We start from the raw sequence: 16,546 nt of genomic DNA on the forward strand, positions 1-16,546 counted from the left end.
GGTGATCGGTCATGGGGCCGGCAACGGCTCGACAATCGGGAAGCCGTAGCTGAAGGTGTCCAGCATACCCATCAATTCGGCCAGTTTGCGCGGGTCGCCCTCGACCCTGGCCTGGCCCGATTGCATTGCCGCCGCGAACGTGGTCTGGCCGAGGATGACGCTGTTGAGGGCCGCCCGCGACAAAGTCAGGCTGGCGTCGGCATTGGAAGCCTGCTGGCCTTCGACATAGGTCAGCGCCGAGTTCTCCAGGTTCAGCACGTACTGCTTGCCGAGGTCGGTGAAGTTCCAGTTCAACACGATGTGCTTGCCCTCGGCCTTGCCAGCGTTGAGGCGTACGCCCAGGTAGTCGAAGAACAGGCCGGTATCGACCGCCTTCAGGGTATCGGCGTTGAGGGTGTTGAGTGACGGCAGCTGCGGCACGCCATTACGCAGTTCCTGCGCGCCGGTCAGGTAGGCCGAACGCCAGGTGCCGGCTTCGCTCTGGTAGCCGAGTTGTTCCAGCGCATCGGCACCCAGTTCGCGGGCGGCGCGGTTGGAGGGATCGGCGAACACCACCTGGTTCATCACGCTGGCGACCCAGCGGTACTCGCCATTGGCGTAGTCCTTGCGCGCGCGCTGGATGACTGCATCGGCGCCGCCCATGTAGGCGATCGTCTTGGCTGCCTGTCGGGTTTCGGGCAATGGATTGAGGTTGGCCGGATTGCCGTCGTACCAGCCCAGGTAACGCTGGTAGACCGCACGCGCATTGTGGCGCAGGGTGCCGTAGTAGCCATGCGAGGACCATTCGCCCTGCTGGCTGGCCGGCAGCTGCAGGGTTTCGGCGATCTGGTCCGGCTTGTAGCCCTGGTTGAGCAGGCGCACGCTCTGATCGTGGATGAACTTGTACAGGTCGCGCTGCTTGCGCAGCATGTTGTCGACCCGTTGCTGGCCCCAGGTCGGCCAGTGATGCTGCGCGATCATCACTTCACTACGGGCGGCGAAGCGTTCGCGCGCCTGTTCGATGTAATGCGACCAGGCCACCGCATCGCGCACCTCGGCACCACGCAGGGTGTACAGGTTGTGCATGTTCTGGGTCACCACCTCGGCGGCGTCGAACACTTTCTGGCGCGGGAAGTACACCATCATTTCCGATGGCGCTTCGGTCCCCGGTGCGAGCATGAACTCGATATCGACGCCATCAATGCGCATCTCGCGGGTGGCATCGGTAATGCTGTCGGTGGGCTGGATCAGGGTCAGTGAACCAATCCCCAGTGACTTGCCCAGGCCGGTATCGACGCTGCCGCGCACGCCGGGCGCGACCAGGGTGCCGAACTGGTACGAGGCGCGCCGGCTCATCGCGTTGCCGGCGATGATGTTCTCGGCCACGGCGGTGTCCATGAAGTGTTCCGGCGCGTAGATCCTGACCTTGCCGGCGGCGACGTCGGCTTCACTGGTGACGCCCTTGACCCCGCCGAAGTGGTCGGCATGGCTGTGGGTGTAGATCACCGCCACCACCGGTTTGCGCGGGCGGTGCTGGTAGTACAGATCCAGCCCGGCCCTGGCTGTTTCGGCGTTCAACAGCGGGTCGATGATGATCAGGCCGCTGTCGCCTTCGACAATGGTCATGTTGGACAAATCCAGACCGCGCAGCTGGTAGATGCCGTCGGCTACTTCGAACAGGCCGTTGATCGCATTCAACCGGGCCTGCCGCCACAGGCTGGGGTTGACCGTGTCCGGTGCCTGTTGCTGGTCGAGGAAGTCGTAGGCCTGCAGGTTCCAGACGGGGCGTTCACCGTCACCGCTGATCTTGCCGCCGGGCAGGGCGGCGATGAAGCCGCGCTGCGCATCGGTAAACGCCGACGCATCCTGCCACGGCAGTTGTTTCGAGAATGCGGCATTGGCCTGGATGGTGGCCGGTTCGGCTGGCTTGGATGTGCTCTGGGCATGCACGGCGTGGGCGACGAACAGCGAGAGCAGGGCGAAGGTGGCGTGGCGATTACAGCGCATGGACGAGTGATTCCCCGGATGGAAAGTTGCAGTGAAGGTGGCGCTCAGGCCAGACGGGAGGCGTCTTCGCGGATCATCTCGGCACCTTTTTCACCGATCATGATCGTCGGTGCGTTGGTGTTGCCCGAGATAACCGCCGGCATGATCGAGGCATCGATCACCCGCAGGCGCTCGATGCCACGCACCCGCAGCCGGCTGTCGACGACGGCCATCGGATCGTTGTCCGGGCCCATCCGGCAGGTGCCGACCGGGTGGTACTGGGTATCGGCGCGGGCGCGGACCATTTCCGCCAGTGCCTTGCGATCGTTGACGTCGACCGGAATGAGCGCCTTGCCGCGGATCGGATCGAATACGCTGGATTCAATGATCCGCTGCTGTATCTGCGCGCCGGTGACCAGCATCTCGATGTCGCGCTCGTCGCTGAGGAAGCCCGGATCGATCAGCAGTTGTTCGCGCGGATCCCGGCTGGCCAGCTGCACGTTGCCGCGGCTGTATGGCCGGACCAGATCGACGTGGCTGGAAATGCCGTGGCCCCAGTGGATCTTGCGGCCGTGATCGTCGACCACCGCCACCACCATGATGGTTTGCAGGTTGGGTGCCGGTTGCTCCGGCGATGATTTGAAGAAGGCGCCGGCGGTGGCGTACGGCGATGACACCAGGCCGGTGCGGTGGCCGCGCCATTCCCACATCGCCCGGGCAAAGCGCAGGCCGAAGCCAGCCGACACCCCGAACGTATCGGCATGGCTCCTGGTATGCCAGGACTGCACCAGGTCCGGATGGTCCTGCAGGTTCTGGCCAACGCCCGGCAGATCCAGCGCGCTGTCTATTCCCATCGAACGCAGGTGCGCGCCCGGACCAATCCCCGACAGCAGCAGCAACTGCGGTGAGCCGAAGGCACCGGCCGACAGGATCACCTCACGGCGTGCTTGTACGGCGCGGGTCTGACCGTCCTGCAGGTATTCGACGCCAACGGCGCGGCCATTTTCCAGCAGAACGCGACTGGCCTGCGCATGGGTCAGTACCTGCAGGTTGGGACGTGACAGGTGTGGGGTCAGGTAGCCTTTGGCCGCACTGCACCGCTCGCCATTCCTGTGGGTTACCTGGTAGAGGAAGCAGCCCTCCTGGCTGGCGCCGTTGTAATCCGGATTCAACGGCAGCCCGATCTCCTGTTGCGCGGCTTGCAGGTAAAGCTGTCCCAACGGGCTTTGATAGTTGGCGTAGGTCACGTTCAACGGGCCGCCCTGGCCGTGGTATTCGTCGTTGAACTGCTCGTTGTGCTCGGCCTTGCGGAAGTAGGGCAACACCTTGTCATACGACCAGTCCGGGTTGCCCAGCGCCGCCCAGTTGTCGTAATCCCAACGATTGCCGCGGACGTACAGCATGGCGTTGATCGAGCTGGAACCGCCCAGCACCTTGCCGCGTGGCTGGAACCCGCGGCGGCCATTGAGGCCGGGCTGCGGCACGGTCTGATAGGCGTAGTTGACCAGCTTGGTCGGCATCAATGTGACGACACCGGCCGGGGCCTGGATCAGCACGCTGCGGTCGCTGCCGCCGGTCTCCAGCAGGCACACACTGATGTTGGGGTCCTCGCTCAAACGTGAGGCAATGACACATCCGGCAGAGCCGCCCCCCACCACTACGTAATCGAATTCCTTCATGAACAGGGCCTCCCGTCGAATTGGATGATGCAAGCCTTCTGGCGGCCAATCTGTCGTGGCAGACTCGGCGTTGCAAACAGCTCGCCTATCATCATTCGGCGGCGCGAGGGAGGAAGGTATGACGGCACGTGACGAGGGCATGACCCTGCATGACAAACGACGCATTTCCCGCCGCAAGGCGGGACGGCCGTCGCCGCATGACGCGATTTTTCCGATCCTGCCGTTTGCCGGTGTCATCGCTTTTGCCAGGGAGCAGAACTGGAGCGAAGTCGGTGGCTGGTTTCCCAGTCTGTTGGCCGAGCGCCCCGCTGGCGACCGGCGCTGCAGCTATGCCGAGGGGCGCGAGGGTTTGTTGCGGGCCCAGCACCGCGCCCGCGGCCTGCAGCTGGCGGTACACTCGGGCGCACGCAAGGCACTGCCGCACATGGGCGCACTGGGCCCCGGTCTGGCCGCGCACCGGCTGCTGGGCGATGCGTTGCAGTTTGGTCTGACCTACCAGCGCGTCGCCGGTTGCATGCTGGATCTGCGCCTGCAGCAAACCGCTGATCAGGCCTGGCTGGCCGCGTATCCGTTGTTCGATGATCCGGAACTGCAGCGGTTCCTGGATATCGATCATCTGTCCACCGTCGCCAATGCATTGCGCCAGTTGCAGCCGAATGGGCCGCCGCTGTTCGAACGGGTCGAACTGGGCTTTGAAGCCAACGGCCTGCACGATGCATTGGAGCGGCTGTTCGAAGTGCCAGTGGCGTGCGGTCGACCGATCAGCCGGCTGCTGTTACGTGGCGACGCGTTGCAGCGGACGCAGTTGCTTTACAGCGCGCTGAATATCGATCTGTCACGCCAGGCCTGCGAAAGGGAGCTGGCGATTGCCTGTCTGTCAAGCGATGGCGGCAGCAGCCTGCGTGGTCATCTGTACGACGCCTGCGGTCGCCTGCGGCCGCTGGCCGACGTCGCCAACACGCTGGCGATCAGCCTGCGCACGCTGCATCGCAGCATGGCCAGCGAAGGCATCCGCTATTCACAACTGCTGGATGAGCAGCGCCAGAATGAAGCGATGGGATTGCTGCTGCGCGGACACGCGACCGCAGCGGTCGCCGAGAAGCTCGACTTCAGCGATTCGCGCAGTTTTGTCCGTGCCTTCGAGCGCTGGACCGGCAAGAGTCCGGCCGCATGGTGCCGCGAGCAGCACTCCGCGTTGCGCAGGGCTGGCTGAGGCGATCCGGCGAGGTCGTGTGGCGGCTGGGCTCAGCCCAGTGCCAGCGCTGCCTTGATCATCAACGCAAGCACGCAGCCCAGACCGACGAACCAGGCCAGACTGCGCAATTTGTCCAGGTTGGCGATGTACATCACGCCATGCAGCACCCGCGCGACCACAAACACCAGCGCCAGCAGGTTGATGGTCGCCACCGGCACGCCGGCCAGCTGTGCCATCAACACACCCGCGACGAAGGCCGGCAGCGCTTCGAAGGCGTTCAATTGCGCCGCATGTGCGCGTTTGACCCGCGGTTCGTGCTGTTTTTCGATCCAGCCACGTGGGTCGCGGTTGTCCATGTGCTTGCCCGATGCCTTGGCAATGGAAATCCACACGTACGGCAGCAACGCGGCAATCAGGATGCACCAATAGGCAAGGCTCATGGTCAGGCTCCGGCGAAAGATGCCCCAGCATAAAGCCTGTGGCGTGCCTTGCGGCAGCATGGTTAGGAGCCTGCTCCGCTGGAGAACGGATCCGGCGACAACAGCGCGGAGGCTGCGCGATGGTGAGCGGAGCAGGCTCCGCTCTACGGCGAACGGCGGTCGCAGACAACAACGGCGCCCGCGGGCGCCGTTGCAATGCAGACAGGCAATCGCGCCGGCTTATTTGGCCTGCGCGGCCTGCATCATCTTGTCGCGGTTGGCCTTGAACGGATTGCCGTCATACCAGTTGGGCCATTGATCGCCGGCAGCGATGACTTTGCCGACGCCATAGACGGCCTCGAGATCCTGGACGGTGCCGTCCAGCTTCCAGGTATCGGGGAAGTACTCATCGCTGGGGCTGTGGTAGTGGGTGGCATAGTCATCGGCCGCTGCCTTGCCAGCCGCCGCGCCGCCATCGACCAGGTCTTCGCCGCCATCGGTGTACAGCGCCGGTACCCCGGCCTTGGCGAAGTTGAAATGATCCGAGCGGAAGTAGAAGCCACTCTGCACCGAGCTTTCGCCGTGCAGGGTGCGGCCCTGTTCGGCGGCGATCGGCTTGAGGATGTCTTCCAGCTGCGAGCTGCCAAAGCCGACCACGGTCATGTCCTTGGCCTTGCCGGCCACCGACATCGCATCGATATTGACCACGCCGGCGATCTTGTCGAGCGGGAAGGTCGGGTGGGCCACGTAGTACTTGGAGCCGAGCAGGCCGGATTCTTCCAGGGTCACCGCCAGGAACACCACCGAACGCTCGGGCTTCGGTTCCTGGTGGGCGAACGCGTCGGCGATTTCGAGGATGCCGGCGACGCCGGTGGCATTGTCGACCGCACCGTTGTAGATGTTGTCGCCGCTTTCACCCTCGTGCTTGCCCAGGTGATCCCAGTGCGCCATGTAGACCACGGCTTCGTCCTTGCGCGAAGTGCCGGGCAGCACGCCGACCACGTTGCGCGATTTCTTTTCGGTGCTGGTGCTCTTCAGGTCCGCCGACAACGTAGCCTTCAGCGGTACCGGCTTGAAGCCGCGCTGGTTGGCGGCCTTGTACGAGGCTTCCAGGTCGATGCCGGCGGCCGAGAACAGGCGCTTGGCGGCATCGGCCGACAGCCAGCCCTGGATCGGCAGGCGCGGATCCGGATCGTCCTTGGCCGGCAGGTCGTACTGCGGGCCGGACCAGGAGTTCTTGACCACGTCCCAGCCGTAGCTGGCACCAGCAGTGTCGTGGACGATGAAGGCAGCGGCGGCGCCCTTGCGCGCGGCTTCCTCGAACTTGTAGGTCCAGCGACCGTAATAGGTCATCCGCTGGCCGTCGAACAGTTTCTGGTCGCCGACATGGAAGCCCGGATCGTTGACGAACATCACGACGGTCTTGCCCTTCCAGTCCTGGCCAGCGTAGTCGTTCCAGTCCTGCTCCGGTGCATCCACGCCGTAGCCGACGAAGACCACGTCGCTGGCGTCGATCTTGACTTCATTCTCGCCGGTGCGGGTGCCCATCACGTAGTCGCTGCCGAAAGCCAGATCCAGCGGTTTGCCGTTGACCTGCAGGTCCAGCGTGCTGTTGGCCTCGTCGGCGGTGGTCTCGACCATCGGCACGTCCTGGAAATAGCTGTCGCCATTGCCGGGTTGCAGGCCGGCGCGCTGCATCTGCGCCTGGATGTAGGCCACGGTCTTGTCTTCACCGGCCGAACCGGGACCGCGGCCTTCGAATTCGTCCGATGCCAGCGTCTTGACCAGCTCGGCGAAGTCAGCCTCGTTGATGGCCGGGCTGAACGCATGGCCGGTGGCGACCGGCGCGGCGTCGGTGGAGGTGTCGGCGGCAGTTTCGGCCGCTTCGCGCTTGCACGCGGTCAGGGCGGTGGCAACGGCCAGCGCCAGCAGTAGCTTGCGGGACATCGGGATTCCTTACGCTTTGGAATCCCCGATTCTATGCGATCCAGCCCGGCACGAAACCTGGTCGCGGAAGGACGCCGTGCCGGGCCGCGATGCGGCAAGGCCACCTGCGTGCCGGCAGATGGCACCCGCCGCAAAGGACGATCGCTCAGTCCTTGGGCGCGGTATCGGTGTTGAACATGCGCGCGGTAGCGCCGGTGATCGGGCCGGTCTTGGCGCTTTCATGCACCAGCAGCGTTACCTCGCGCTCGAAAATCAGCGGGCCGTCGACCACCGCATGCGGTCCGATGATGATGCGCGGCACCCTGTTGACGCCGAAGTTGAAGCTGCCCTTGGGCTTTTCCACCTTCAGCTGGCCCTTGACGTGCGAATCGATGCCGATGGTGACGTCGCCGGTGACCGTCTGCACGTCGCCGCCGACCTCGGTAGCGACCAGGCCGATGCCACCGTTGACGTTGGAGACGTCGCGCTGCACCTGGGTGCCGCGGTCGAGGAAGATGCTGCCGTTGACGGCTTCGACGCCCCCGCTGATCCGGACATTGTTACCGGCCTTGATGCCGCCGTTGACGGTGGTCAGCGAATCCAGCACCGCGTTGTCGGCAACATCGATGCCGCCATTGACCGTGGATGCGTCTTCGACATGCGCGCCGGCGCCGATATGGACGCTGCCGTTGACGGTCTCCAGATCGCCGTAGGTCTGGCCGGCGTCGGCGGTGACGGTGCCGTTGACCTTGGAGACATCATTGCTGGCCAGGGCCGGGCTGGCCACCAGGGCCAGGGTCAGGAGCAACGCATTGCGTGAAGGGGTCATATTGGCTTCCTCTGGTTCGCCTGTGTATGCCGTTGTGATGCCGGATCCGCGTGGAAGGTTTAAGCCGTTGCCGGCGAATACCGCTGGTCGCAACTGGTCTGCTGTCATCTGAGCACGCTTGGTTACAATCGACACCTGCCTGAAGTCACTGGAACCTTGCTCGTGTCCCCAACCTCCACGCCCGCCTCAACCCGCCCCAAGCCCGTGGTACTGCTGATCCTCGATGGCTGGGGACACCGCGAGGATCCGACCGACAATGCGCTGGCCCAGGCGACCCTGCCGAACTGGCAGCGTCTGCTGTCGACCTGTCCGCACACCCTGATCCATACCGAAGGCCGCCACGTCGGCCTGCCGGATGGACAGATGGGCAACTCCGAAGTGGGCCACATGAACCTGGGCGCCGGCCGCATCGTCTACCAGGACCTGACCCGGGTCGATGCCGCCATCGAGGACGGCAGCTTCTTCGACAACGCGGAACTGCTGGCGGCATGCCAGGCCGCGCGCCAGGGCAACCACACCCTGCATGTGTTTGGACTGCTGTCGCCGGGCGGAGTGCACAGCCACGAACGGCATGTTTTCGCGATGCTGGAAATGGCCCATCGCCAGGGCGTGGCCAAGGTCCTGGTGCATGCGTTCCTTGACGGCCGCGATACCCCGCCGCGATCGGCCGAGTCCAGCCTGCGCGCACTGCAGGCGCTGTGCGACAAGCTCGGCAACTGCCGCATCGCCAGCGTCAGTGGCCGCTACTACGCGATGGACCGCGATCAGCGCTGGGACCGCCTGCACAAGGCCTGGGATGCGATTGTCGAGGGCCGCGCCGAGCATCACGCCGATGACGCGCTTGGCGCGTTGCAGGCGGCCTATGCACGCGACGAGAACGACGAGTTCGTGCTGCCGACCGTGATTGGCAGCCCGCAGCCGATGGCCGATGGCGACGCGGTGGTGTTCATGAACTTCCGCGCCGACCGTGCCCGCCAGATTACCGCGGCTTTCGTCAGCCCCGACTTCACCGGGTTCGAGGCGCGCCGGCCGGCGTTGTCGCGTTTCGTCTGCCTGACCGAATACGACGCCAGACTGCCGGCGCCGGTGGCCTTTGGCCCGGACGATCTGCGCCAGACCCTGGGCGAGTTGCTGGCCGACAACGGCCTGACCCAGCTGCGTATCGCCGAAACCGAAAAATACGCGCACGTGACGTTCTTCTTCAGTGGCGGCCGCGAGGACGTGTTCAACGGCGAGGAGCGTATCCTGGTGCCCAGTCCCAAGGTCGCCACCTATGATCTGCAGCCGGAAATGAGCTGCCCGGAACTGACCGACAAGCTGGTCGCCGCGATCGACTCGGGCCGCTTCGATTGCATCATCTGCAATATCGCCAACCCCGACATGGTCGGTCACAGCGGTGACCTGCAGGCGGCCATCCTCGCCGCGCAGGCGGTCGACGTAGCCATCGGCAAGGTCGAAGCAGCGGTGCGACAGGCGCATGGCGCGATGCTGATCACCGCTGATCACGGGAATCTCGAAATGATGCGCGATCCCGCCACCGGCCAGCCGCATACCGCCCACACCGTCGGTCCGGTGCCGTGCGTCTACGTCGGCGAGCGCCGCCTGGCCCTGCGCAGCGGTGGCGCCCTGCGCGATGTCGCGCCGACCTTGCTGGACCTGCTCGGCATCGTGCAACCCGAAGCCATGACCGGTCGCAGCCTGATCAGCCCGGCGCAATGATGAGGTTCGCCCGCGCGCTGGCCGTTGCACTGTTGTTGCTGGCATCGGCGGCGCCAGGCGACGGCGCGTGGGCGCAGGACAAGCGCAGTGCCGAAAAGAAACTCGAACGCGTGCGTGGCGAGCTGAAGACGATTTCGCAGGAACGGCGCAAAATCGAGGATCAACGCGGCGATGCTTCACGCCAGCTGCGCAAGGCCGACGAGCAGGTCGGCAAGACCAGCCGCAGCCTCACTGAAACCGAAGCGGCGCTGCGTCGCGAAGAAGCCGCGCTGGCCGAACTGCAGGCGCGGCAGGCGGAGATGCGCAAGCGCATGGCCGGCGAACGCGAGCAACTGGCCACGCTGGTGCGCGCGGCTTACCTGATGGGCGACGATGCGGCGTTGAAAGTGCTGCTGTCGCAGGACCAGGTGGCCGATGCGCATCGCACCCTGACCTACCATCGCTATCTGCAACGCGATGGCAGCCAGCGCATCCGCCAGTTGTCCACCGATCTGGCCGAAGCCGATGCCCTGCAGGAAGAGATCAGCCGGCGCCAGGCCGAGCTGCTGGCCAGCCGCGAGCAGCAGCGTGCCCAGGTCGCCAAGCTGGAAAGCGACCGCAAGGCGCGCGCCAGCCTGGTCGCCGAACTCGACCAGAAGTACCAGGATCGTGCCCAGCGCGAAAAAGCCCTCGGTCGTGATGCACGGTCGCTGGAGACACTGCTGGCCAACCTGCGCGCCGCCGCCGCCCGGGCCAAGGCCGAACAGCGCGCCGCGGCCAAGCGCGCCGCCGCCGAGCGGGCTGCCGCCGAGCGCGAACCCCGGCAGCAGGCCAGTGAGCCCGGCAGCGCCCCCAGGGTCGCCCGCAAGCCGCCGCCGCCGAAGGTCGCCACTGCACCGGCACTCAAGGTCGGCGGCCTGGGCTGGCCGCTGTCCGGCAACCTGCTGGCCGGCTACGGCGGCACGTTGCCCGACGGCCGCAAGAGTTCCGGAGTGATGATCGCCGCGCCGGCCGGCAGCACGGTCACCGCGGTCGCCGACGGCACGGTGGTGTTTTCCGAATGGATGACCGGCTATGGCCTGATCCTGATCGTCGACCATGGCAACGGCTACATGAGCCTGTACGCGCACAACGACAGCCTGTTGCGCGACGCCGGCGACCAGGTCAAGCGCGGTGACGCGGTGGCCAAGGTCGGCAGTTCCGGAGCGCAGGGCATCAGCGCGCTGTATTTCGAGCTGCGCCTCAACGGCCAGCCGGTCAACCCGGCCTCGTGGCTGCAGCGGCGTTGACCGCCGCGGCCGGCTTGAACATCCCCTTGCCCCGGCTTCGCGCATAATCGCTGGAACCTCGCGAGCTTTTCGCGGTCACTGGACACTCGGCAACTGGAGCCTTGCATGCGTTTGCGTTATTCCCTGATGTTGGCCCTGGCGCTGGCGACCCCCGCGGCAATGGCCCAGCAACAAACGCCGCCGGCAGCGGATCAGGATTCGGCGACCGACGTCGAACCGGCGGATGACGCGCTGGACGATGTCGAGGTCGCCGCCAGCGACGATCCGGATGCCGCCGAAACCACCACCTCGAAAGTGCCGCTGGATGAAATCCGCCGCTACGTGGCGGTGTTCAATGCGGTCAAGGAGGCCTATGTCGAACCGGTCGATGACAGCAGGCTGATGCATTCGGCGATCCGCGGGTTGCTGCTGGATCTGGATCCGCACAGCACCTATTTCGACAAGGATGACGCCGAGGAATTCGACGAGCAGTCCAATGGCGCCTACGACGGCATCGGCGTCGAGCTGTTCCAGCAGCCGGACAACACGCTGAAGGTGGTCGCACCGATCGACGGCACTCCGGCCGCGCGCGCCGGCATCAAGTCCGGGGATCTGATCATCGCCATTGACGGCAAGCCGATCAGTGGCGAGGACGGCATGGAACCGTTGCGTGGCGAGCCGGGCAGCAAGCTGACCCTGAGCATCGTGCGCGAGGACAAGCCGAAGCCGTTCGATGTCACCCTGACCCGTGAAACCATCCGCCTGGCCAGCGTCCGCAGCAACCTGCTGGAACCGGGCTACGGCTATATACGCATCAGCGCGTTCCAGGCCGATACCGCGGCCGACTTCCAGAAGAACCTGGATACGCTGCAGGCCAAGGGCAAGTTGCGCGGGCTGGTGCTGGATCTGCGCAGCAATCCCGGCGGCCTGCTGCTGGCGGCGGTGCAGGTCGCCGACACGGTGCTGGACAAGGGCAATATCGTCTCCACCCGTGGCCGCATCGCGATCAGTGATTCAACCTTCGACGCGACCCCCGGTGATCGCCTGGGCGGCGCACCGATCGTGGTGCTGGTCGATGCCGGTTCGGCCAGTGCGTCGGAAGTGCTGGCCGGCGCGCTGCGCGACAACAAGCGCGCCCGCATCGTCGGCAGCCGCACCTTCGGCAAGGGCTCGGTGCAGACCGTGTTGCCGCTGGACAACGGCGACTCGGTCAAGCTCACCACCGCCCGCTACTACACTCCCAGCGGCCGTTCGATCCAGGCCAGTGGCATCGTGCCGGACGTGGTCCTGCATCCGGACGGCGTCGAGGCACCGGCGACCATCATCGACTACAGCGAAGCGACCCTGCCGGGGCACCTGAAAGGTGATGAGGAAGGTGCCGAGAACTACACCAGCGGCGATGTGCTGGACGGCGAAAAGCCGATCGCTGAAGCACTGGCCGAGCTGAAGAAGATGGTCGCCGGCACCACGGTCAGCGCCAGCAAATAGCCGCGCTGGAGATCAGCGCGGCTTGCCCGGCAGCGGGAACGGTGTGACCACCTTCTCGCCGCTGGCCGCGTCGCGGATCACCGCCTGGCCTTTTTTCTCGACTTCCTCGACGCGGATGATGCTCTGCATCGGCAGGTGCAGCACCTGGGTCGCGCCAAACTCATCGCGCAGGCGTTCCTCGGTCGGATCCACGACCAGGCCTTCGTGCACGTCGAACACCAGATCACTGACTTCGGTGAACCCCCACAGGCCGCTGGCGGCGACGTGGCGGGCATACAGCTCGTACACCTTGGTGTGGTTCAAAAACGAAATCTTGTAGAGCTTCTTGGCCATCCCGGCATTATAAATCGGCGGATGCCCCGTAGAGCGGAGCTTGCTCCGCTAAGGGAGCTTGCCCCGCTACCCGAACAGCTGCCGCAGCCTAATCGCATGCTGACATGCCTCAGCGGAGCAAGCTCCGCTCTACGGGGGCGAGGAACATCGCACCTAGAATCCATGCCGCTTGCGCAGTTGCCGGGCGATGCGCGCCCGCGCCAGCAGCGCGTAGGTCACGCCGAACAGGAAACCGGCGATATGCGCCGACCAGGCCACCGCACCGAAGGCCGGACCGATGTAGGCAAACAGCACCTGCAGCAGCGCCCAGATCCCGATCAGCAGCGAGGCCGGCGCCTTGACGAATTCCAGGAACAGGCCCAGCGGCAGGACCACGCCGAGCTTGGCATTTGGAAACAGTGCCAGATACGCGCCAATCACCGCCGACACCGCGCCACTGGCGCCGATGATGACCGTGTCCGGGGTGCCGATGCTGAGCGCGGCGGCGAAGTTGGCGACCGCGCCGCCGACCAGGAACAGGAACATGAAGCGCCACGGCCCCAGCGTGCGTTCGGCGGGCAGGCCGAAGATCAGCAGGAACACCAGGTTGCCGAGCAGGTGGGCCCAGTCGGCATGCAGGAACAAGGCGGTGAACAGCCGCAGCAGGCGGCCATCATGCAGTTCCATCCACCAGTGACCACGGGCCAGCGTGTCTCCGGTCAGCGCGCCCCAGCGGACCAGCAATTCCCCCTGCAACGCGGGTGAACGGGTATTGGCCCAGAGAAAAGCCAGCCACAGGACCACGAACAGCAACGGCGTGGCCCACCGTAATGGGGCCTTTTTGCGTGATGGCAATGAGACGAACATGACGGGAATTTAACCGGTCGTGAGCCTGAAGCGGTGAAAGCACCTATTCATGTAACTGAAGTGGGAAACGGCAACCCGGTTGTTATTGTTTGGTTAGAACGGATCGCTATACTGCATACGGCATCGTATGTCGGGAGGGGCTTCCGGCTGACGAGTGTGCTCTACCGCCAGTGTCCACAGAGGCACGGCGGTTTTTTCAACGTCTCCGGAGAGAACTACAACATGCAACTCACCAAACGCATCATCCATGTTTCCGCATTGGCGTTCGCGATTACCGGTGCACTGGCCGCCGGCCAGGCACATGCGTCGGCTTTCCAGCTGAAGGAAAACAGCGTCAAGGCCCAGGGCCGCGCGATGGCCGGTTCGGCATCGGCACTGGGTGACGCCTCGGTCGTGGCCAACAACCCGGCCGTCATGTCGACCTTCACCGACAGCACCCTGCAGGCCGATGTCACCGGCATCGATCTGTCCTTCAAGTTCAATGGTGGCGGCAGCGCCGCTGCTGGCAGCCCGCTGCAGCAGCCGCTGACCGGTGGCAACGGTGGCGAAGCCGGCGACCTGACCCCGGTGCCGGCGATGTCCTTCATCCTGCCGCTGAGCGACAACTTTGAATACCTGACCCTGGGTGCCATGGTCAGCGCGCCGTTCGGCCTGAAGACCGAATACGACAACGACTGGGTCGGCCGTTACCACGCGCTGAAGTCGGACGTGCAGATCGTCGACCTGACCCTGGCGATGTCGCTGGAACTGACCGAGCGCTTCTCGCTGGGCCTGGGTGCGGTGTACGAACACGCCGACGTGACCCTGTCCAACGCCATCGATTTCGGCTCGGCGGTCTGCGCCAACCCGGCCTCGCAGGCACTGTGCTTCATGCCCAACCCGATCCAGGGCCCGTACGGTCCGCAGAAGAACGACGGCACCGTCAGCGTGCAGGGCACCAGCAACAGCCTGGGCTGGATCGCCGGCGCCAACTGGCGTCCGACCGACAAATGGTCGATCGGTTACGTGCACCGTTCGGAAATCGATCATGACATCGACGGTGACGCCGACTTCACCGTGCCGGCCAGCGTGGCTCCGATCCTGGCCGGTACCGGTGCCTACATCGACACCGGCGCCGGTGCGGCGTTGACCACCCCGGCTACCGACACCCTGAGCGCCAGCTGGTACGCCACCGACAACTTCGCGCTGATGGCCGAAGTCTCGCGTACCGACTGGTCGTCGCTGCAGGAAATCCGCATCACCTTCGACAACCCGGCGCAGGCCGATTCGGCCGAAGACTACAACTGGGAAGAAAGCTGGATGTACTCGCTCGGTGGCGAATATAAGTTCAGCGATGCGTTCACCCTGCGAGCCGGTGTTGCCCGCGACGACTCGCCGGTCAGCCTGCCGTACCGCACCCCGCGCATGCCCGACCAGGACCGCATGTGGTACTCGGTCGGTCTGACCTGGCAGGCCACCGAAAACTTCGAGCTGAGCGCCAACTACACCAAGATCGATCTGGTCGATACGCCGGAAGTCGACATCGTCTCCTCCAGCGGTTCGCGTCTGGTTGGCGACTTCGACGGTGGTGCCGACCTGTACGGCATCTCGGCGCAGTACCGCTTCTGATAGCAGCGCGACATGTTTCGACAAAAACCCCGCTCCGGCGGGGTTTTTTTTGTCGTCGGCGAGCGTGGGTGGGCCGGGGGTCGAAGATCAGACCGCCGCTTCCAGTACCTGTACCTGGTTGCGGCCTTTCTGCTTGGCCACGTAGAGGGCGCGGTCGGCATCGCGCATCAGGGTCTCCATCGTCGCCGACGGGACCGCGCTGTAGCAGATGCCGACGCTGACCGATGCGCGCAGCGCGGTGGCGCCGGCAAATGAAAGCGACAGCGTCTGCAGGCGGATGCGTTCGGCAATCTGGCAGGCGCCTGCGTGGTCGACGCCCTGCAGCAGCAGCACGAATTCGTCACCCCCCTGGCGGACGAAAATGTCGCCGCCGCGGATGTTGTCACGGACCACTTCGGAAAAACGCCGCAGGACCACGTCACCGGCGTCGTGGCCGTGCTGATCGTTGATGGTCTTGAAGTGATCCAGATCCAGCGCGACCACGGCAAAGCCCCGCTGGGATCCGCTGGCTGGCGAGACTTGTTCAATCGCTGTCGCCAGCCCGCGCCGGTTGAGCGCACCGGTCAAAGGGTCATACATCGCACTGTGGCGCAGCGATTGCGCGGCGTGGAAGCTGGTCAGCATCAGCATGCAGAAATTGAGCAGGAACCACAGCGACAGGTCGATGTTGACCCAGTCCGAATTGGGTGCGTACAAGCCGCGGACGCCGTAGTAGACATCCCGCCCGTACAGGCCCAGCAACACCAGGCAGGCAGCCATCATGATGCGTGCCGGCAGGCGGTCGGGGACATCACGCAGGCGGGCCAGGTGCTGCAGCATGAGCAGCAGCGCCACCACCTCGACCACGCTCATCACCGTGCCCTGGCTGTCGATGCTGTCGGACAGCACCGACACCAGCAATGACGCCGCTGCCGCGGCCGGCACCAGCGCCTGTTCCCAGGAACGCAGCGGACGCTGGCTGCTGAACCGGATCATCGACCAGGCCAGCCCGCTCATGCCGATGCAGGCCAGCAGGCCGCCGATGGCCGCGGTGTTGCCGGCCAGCGCGGTGTTGCCGGCCAGGGTGATCGTCTGCGATGTGCCGTCCAGCATCGCCGCACCCAGCGAGTAGACGAAATGGGCCACGCCCCAGGTGCGGATGCCGCGGACGCCGTGCGAGACATGACCCACATACCAGAACAGCACCAGCAGCAGGGCAGCCAGTGCGGTGTCGCTCAGCAGCAGGTTGTAGAAATCCGTCGTGATCAAGCATGCCTCTCTGGCGGTACCGCTCCCTAGTGTGACGACGTCGC

12 protein-coding genes and 1 pseudogene are annotated in these 16,546 nt (G+C 65.1%); 5 read left to right on the forward strand and 8 right to left on the reverse strand.

Annotation, left to right across the window (positions count from 1 at the left end; translation table 11 throughout):
* Positions 1-9: 9 nt before the first annotated feature.
* Together ABB29_RS13575 and ABB29_RS13580 are read right to left on the reverse strand one after the other, a co-directional pair.
* Complete coding sequence (locus tag ABB29_RS13575; protein WP_057659955.1) at positions 10-1,986, reverse strand: alkyl/aryl-sulfatase; 1,977 nt, start codon at positions 1,984-1,986, stop codon at positions 10-12.
* Between the two features lie 44 nt (positions 1,987-2,030).
* Positions 2,031-3,644 (reverse strand): GMC family oxidoreductase, encoded by a 1,614-nt coding sequence (locus ABB29_RS13580; protein WP_057659957.1) that lies wholly within the window; start codon positions 3,642-3,644, stop codon positions 2,031-2,033.
* Between the two features lie 118 nt (positions 3,645-3,762).
* Here ABB29_RS13580 and ABB29_RS13585 point away from each other — a divergent pair, with 118 nt between their 5' ends.
* Positions 3,763-4,857: a helix-turn-helix transcriptional regulator gene (locus tag ABB29_RS13585; RefSeq protein ID WP_057659959.1), complete on the forward strand. Its 1,095-nt coding sequence runs from the start codon at positions 3,763-3,765 to the stop codon at positions 4,855-4,857.
* A 32-nt stretch (positions 4,858-4,889) separates the two neighbouring features.
* Here ABB29_RS13585 and ABB29_RS13590 read toward each other — a convergent pair whose 3' ends face one another.
* From ABB29_RS13590 to ABB29_RS13600, 3 genes are all read right to left on the reverse strand, one after another.
* Positions 4,890-5,279, reverse strand: coding sequence for an MAPEG family protein (locus tag ABB29_RS13590; RefSeq protein WP_057659961.1), 390 nt, complete (start codon positions 5,277-5,279; stop codon positions 4,890-4,892).
* Positions 5,280-5,498: 219 nt separating this feature from the next.
* A complete protein-coding gene (locus tag ABB29_RS13595) occupies positions 5,499-7,205 on the reverse strand; it encodes a M28 family metallopeptidase (protein ID WP_057659963.1) in 1,707 nt (568 codons plus the stop codon).
* A 145-nt stretch (positions 7,206-7,350) separates the two neighbouring features.
* The gene (locus tag ABB29_RS13600; protein WP_057659965.1) at positions 7,351-8,013 is read right to left on the reverse strand and encodes a DUF4097 family beta strand repeat-containing protein; all 663 of its coding nucleotides are present in this window, start codon (positions 8,011-8,013) and stop codon (positions 7,351-7,353) included.
* 162 nt (positions 8,014-8,175) lie between these two features.
* Here ABB29_RS13600 and gpmI point away from each other — a divergent pair, with 162 nt between their 5' ends.
* The 3 genes and pseudogenes from gpmI to ABB29_RS13615 all read left to right on the forward strand — a co-directional run.
* Positions 8,176-9,732, forward strand: coding sequence for a 2,3-bisphosphoglycerate-independent phosphoglycerate mutase (gpmI, locus tag ABB29_RS13605; RefSeq protein WP_057659966.1), 1,557 nt, complete (start codon positions 8,176-8,178; stop codon positions 9,730-9,732).
* Positions 9,729-11,000, forward strand: coding sequence for a murein hydrolase activator EnvC family protein (locus ABB29_RS13610; protein ID WP_057659968.1), 1,272 nt, complete (start codon positions 9,729-9,731; stop codon positions 10,998-11,000). The genes gpmI and ABB29_RS13610 overlap by 4 nt, the downstream gene beginning before the upstream one ends.
* A 105-nt stretch (positions 11,001-11,105) precedes the next feature.
* A pseudogene (locus tag ABB29_RS13615) lies at positions 11,106-12,464 on the forward strand (S41 family peptidase); the annotation flags it as partial.
* 15 nt (positions 12,465-12,479) lie between these two features.
* On the opposite strand, the gene ABB29_RS13620 reads toward ABB29_RS13615, so the two are convergent.
* A complete protein-coding gene (locus ABB29_RS13620) occupies positions 12,480-12,800 on the reverse strand; it encodes a DUF1820 family protein (RefSeq protein ID WP_057659970.1) in 321 nt (106 codons plus the stop codon).
* A 153-nt stretch (positions 12,801-12,953) separates the two neighbouring features.
* On the reverse strand, positions 12,954-13,646 hold the full coding sequence (locus ABB29_RS13625) for a rhomboid family intramembrane serine protease (RefSeq protein ID WP_057659972.1): 693 nt from the start codon (positions 13,644-13,646) through the stop codon (positions 12,954-12,956).
* A gap of 222 nt (positions 13,647-13,868) precedes the next feature.
* On the opposite strand from ABB29_RS13625, the gene ABB29_RS13630 reads away from it, so the two are divergent.
* Positions 13,869-15,254: an OmpP1/FadL family transporter gene (locus ABB29_RS13630; protein WP_057659974.1), complete on the forward strand. Its 1,386-nt coding sequence runs from the start codon at positions 13,869-13,871 to the stop codon at positions 15,252-15,254.
* 87 nt (positions 15,255-15,341) lie between these two features.
* Here the strand turns inward: ABB29_RS13630 and ABB29_RS13635 are convergent, their stop codons facing one another.
* Positions 15,342-16,502, reverse strand: a complete 1,161-nt coding sequence (locus tag ABB29_RS13635; RefSeq protein WP_057659976.1) for a GGDEF domain-containing protein — start codon at positions 16,500-16,502, stop codon at positions 15,342-15,344.
* Positions 16,503-16,546: the final 44 nt, after the last annotated feature.

This window comes from Pseudoxanthomonas dokdonensis, from assembly GCF_001431405.1.
GTDB classification, from domain to species: domain Bacteria; phylum Pseudomonadota; class Gammaproteobacteria; order Xanthomonadales; family Xanthomonadaceae; genus Pseudoxanthomonas_A; species Pseudoxanthomonas_A dokdonensis.

Bases quoted from the DNA above. Each gene is read 5' to 3' on its own strand.
- ABB29_RS13590 (WP_057659961.1), bottom strand. From the start codon at position 5,279: ATGAGCCTTGCCTATTGGTGCATCCTGATTGCCGCGTTGCTGCCGTAC.
- ABB29_RS13620 (WP_057659970.1), bottom strand. From the start codon at position 12,800: ATGGCCAAGAAGCTCTACAAGATTTCGTTTTTGAACCACACCAAGGTG.
- ABB29_RS13580 (WP_057659957.1), bottom strand. From the start codon at position 3,644: ATGAAGGAATTCGATTACGTAGTGGTGGGGGGCGGCTCTGCCGGATGT.
- ABB29_RS13625 (WP_057659972.1), bottom strand. From the start codon at position 13,646: ATGTTCGTCTCATTGCCATCACGCAAAAAGGCCCCATTACGGTGGGCC.
- ABB29_RS13575 (WP_057659955.1), bottom strand. From the start codon at position 1,986: ATGCGCTGTAATCGCCACGCCACCTTCGCCCTGCTCTCGCTGTTCGTC.
- ABB29_RS13600 (WP_057659965.1), bottom strand. From the start codon at position 8,013: ATGACCCCTTCACGCAATGCGTTGCTCCTGACCCTGGCCCTGGTGGCC.
- ABB29_RS13610 (WP_057659968.1), top strand. From the start codon at position 9,729: ATGATGAGGTTCGCCCGCGCGCTGGCCGTTGCACTGTTGTTGCTGGCA.
- ABB29_RS13595 (WP_057659963.1), bottom strand. From the start codon at position 7,205: ATGTCCCGCAAGCTACTGCTGGCGCTGGCCGTTGCCACCGCCCTGACC.
- ABB29_RS13585 (WP_057659959.1), top strand. From the start codon at position 3,763: ATGACGGCACGTGACGAGGGCATGACCCTGCATGACAAACGACGCATT.
- ABB29_RS13630 (WP_057659974.1), top strand. From the start codon at position 13,869: ATGCAACTCACCAAACGCATCATCCATGTTTCCGCATTGGCGTTCGCG.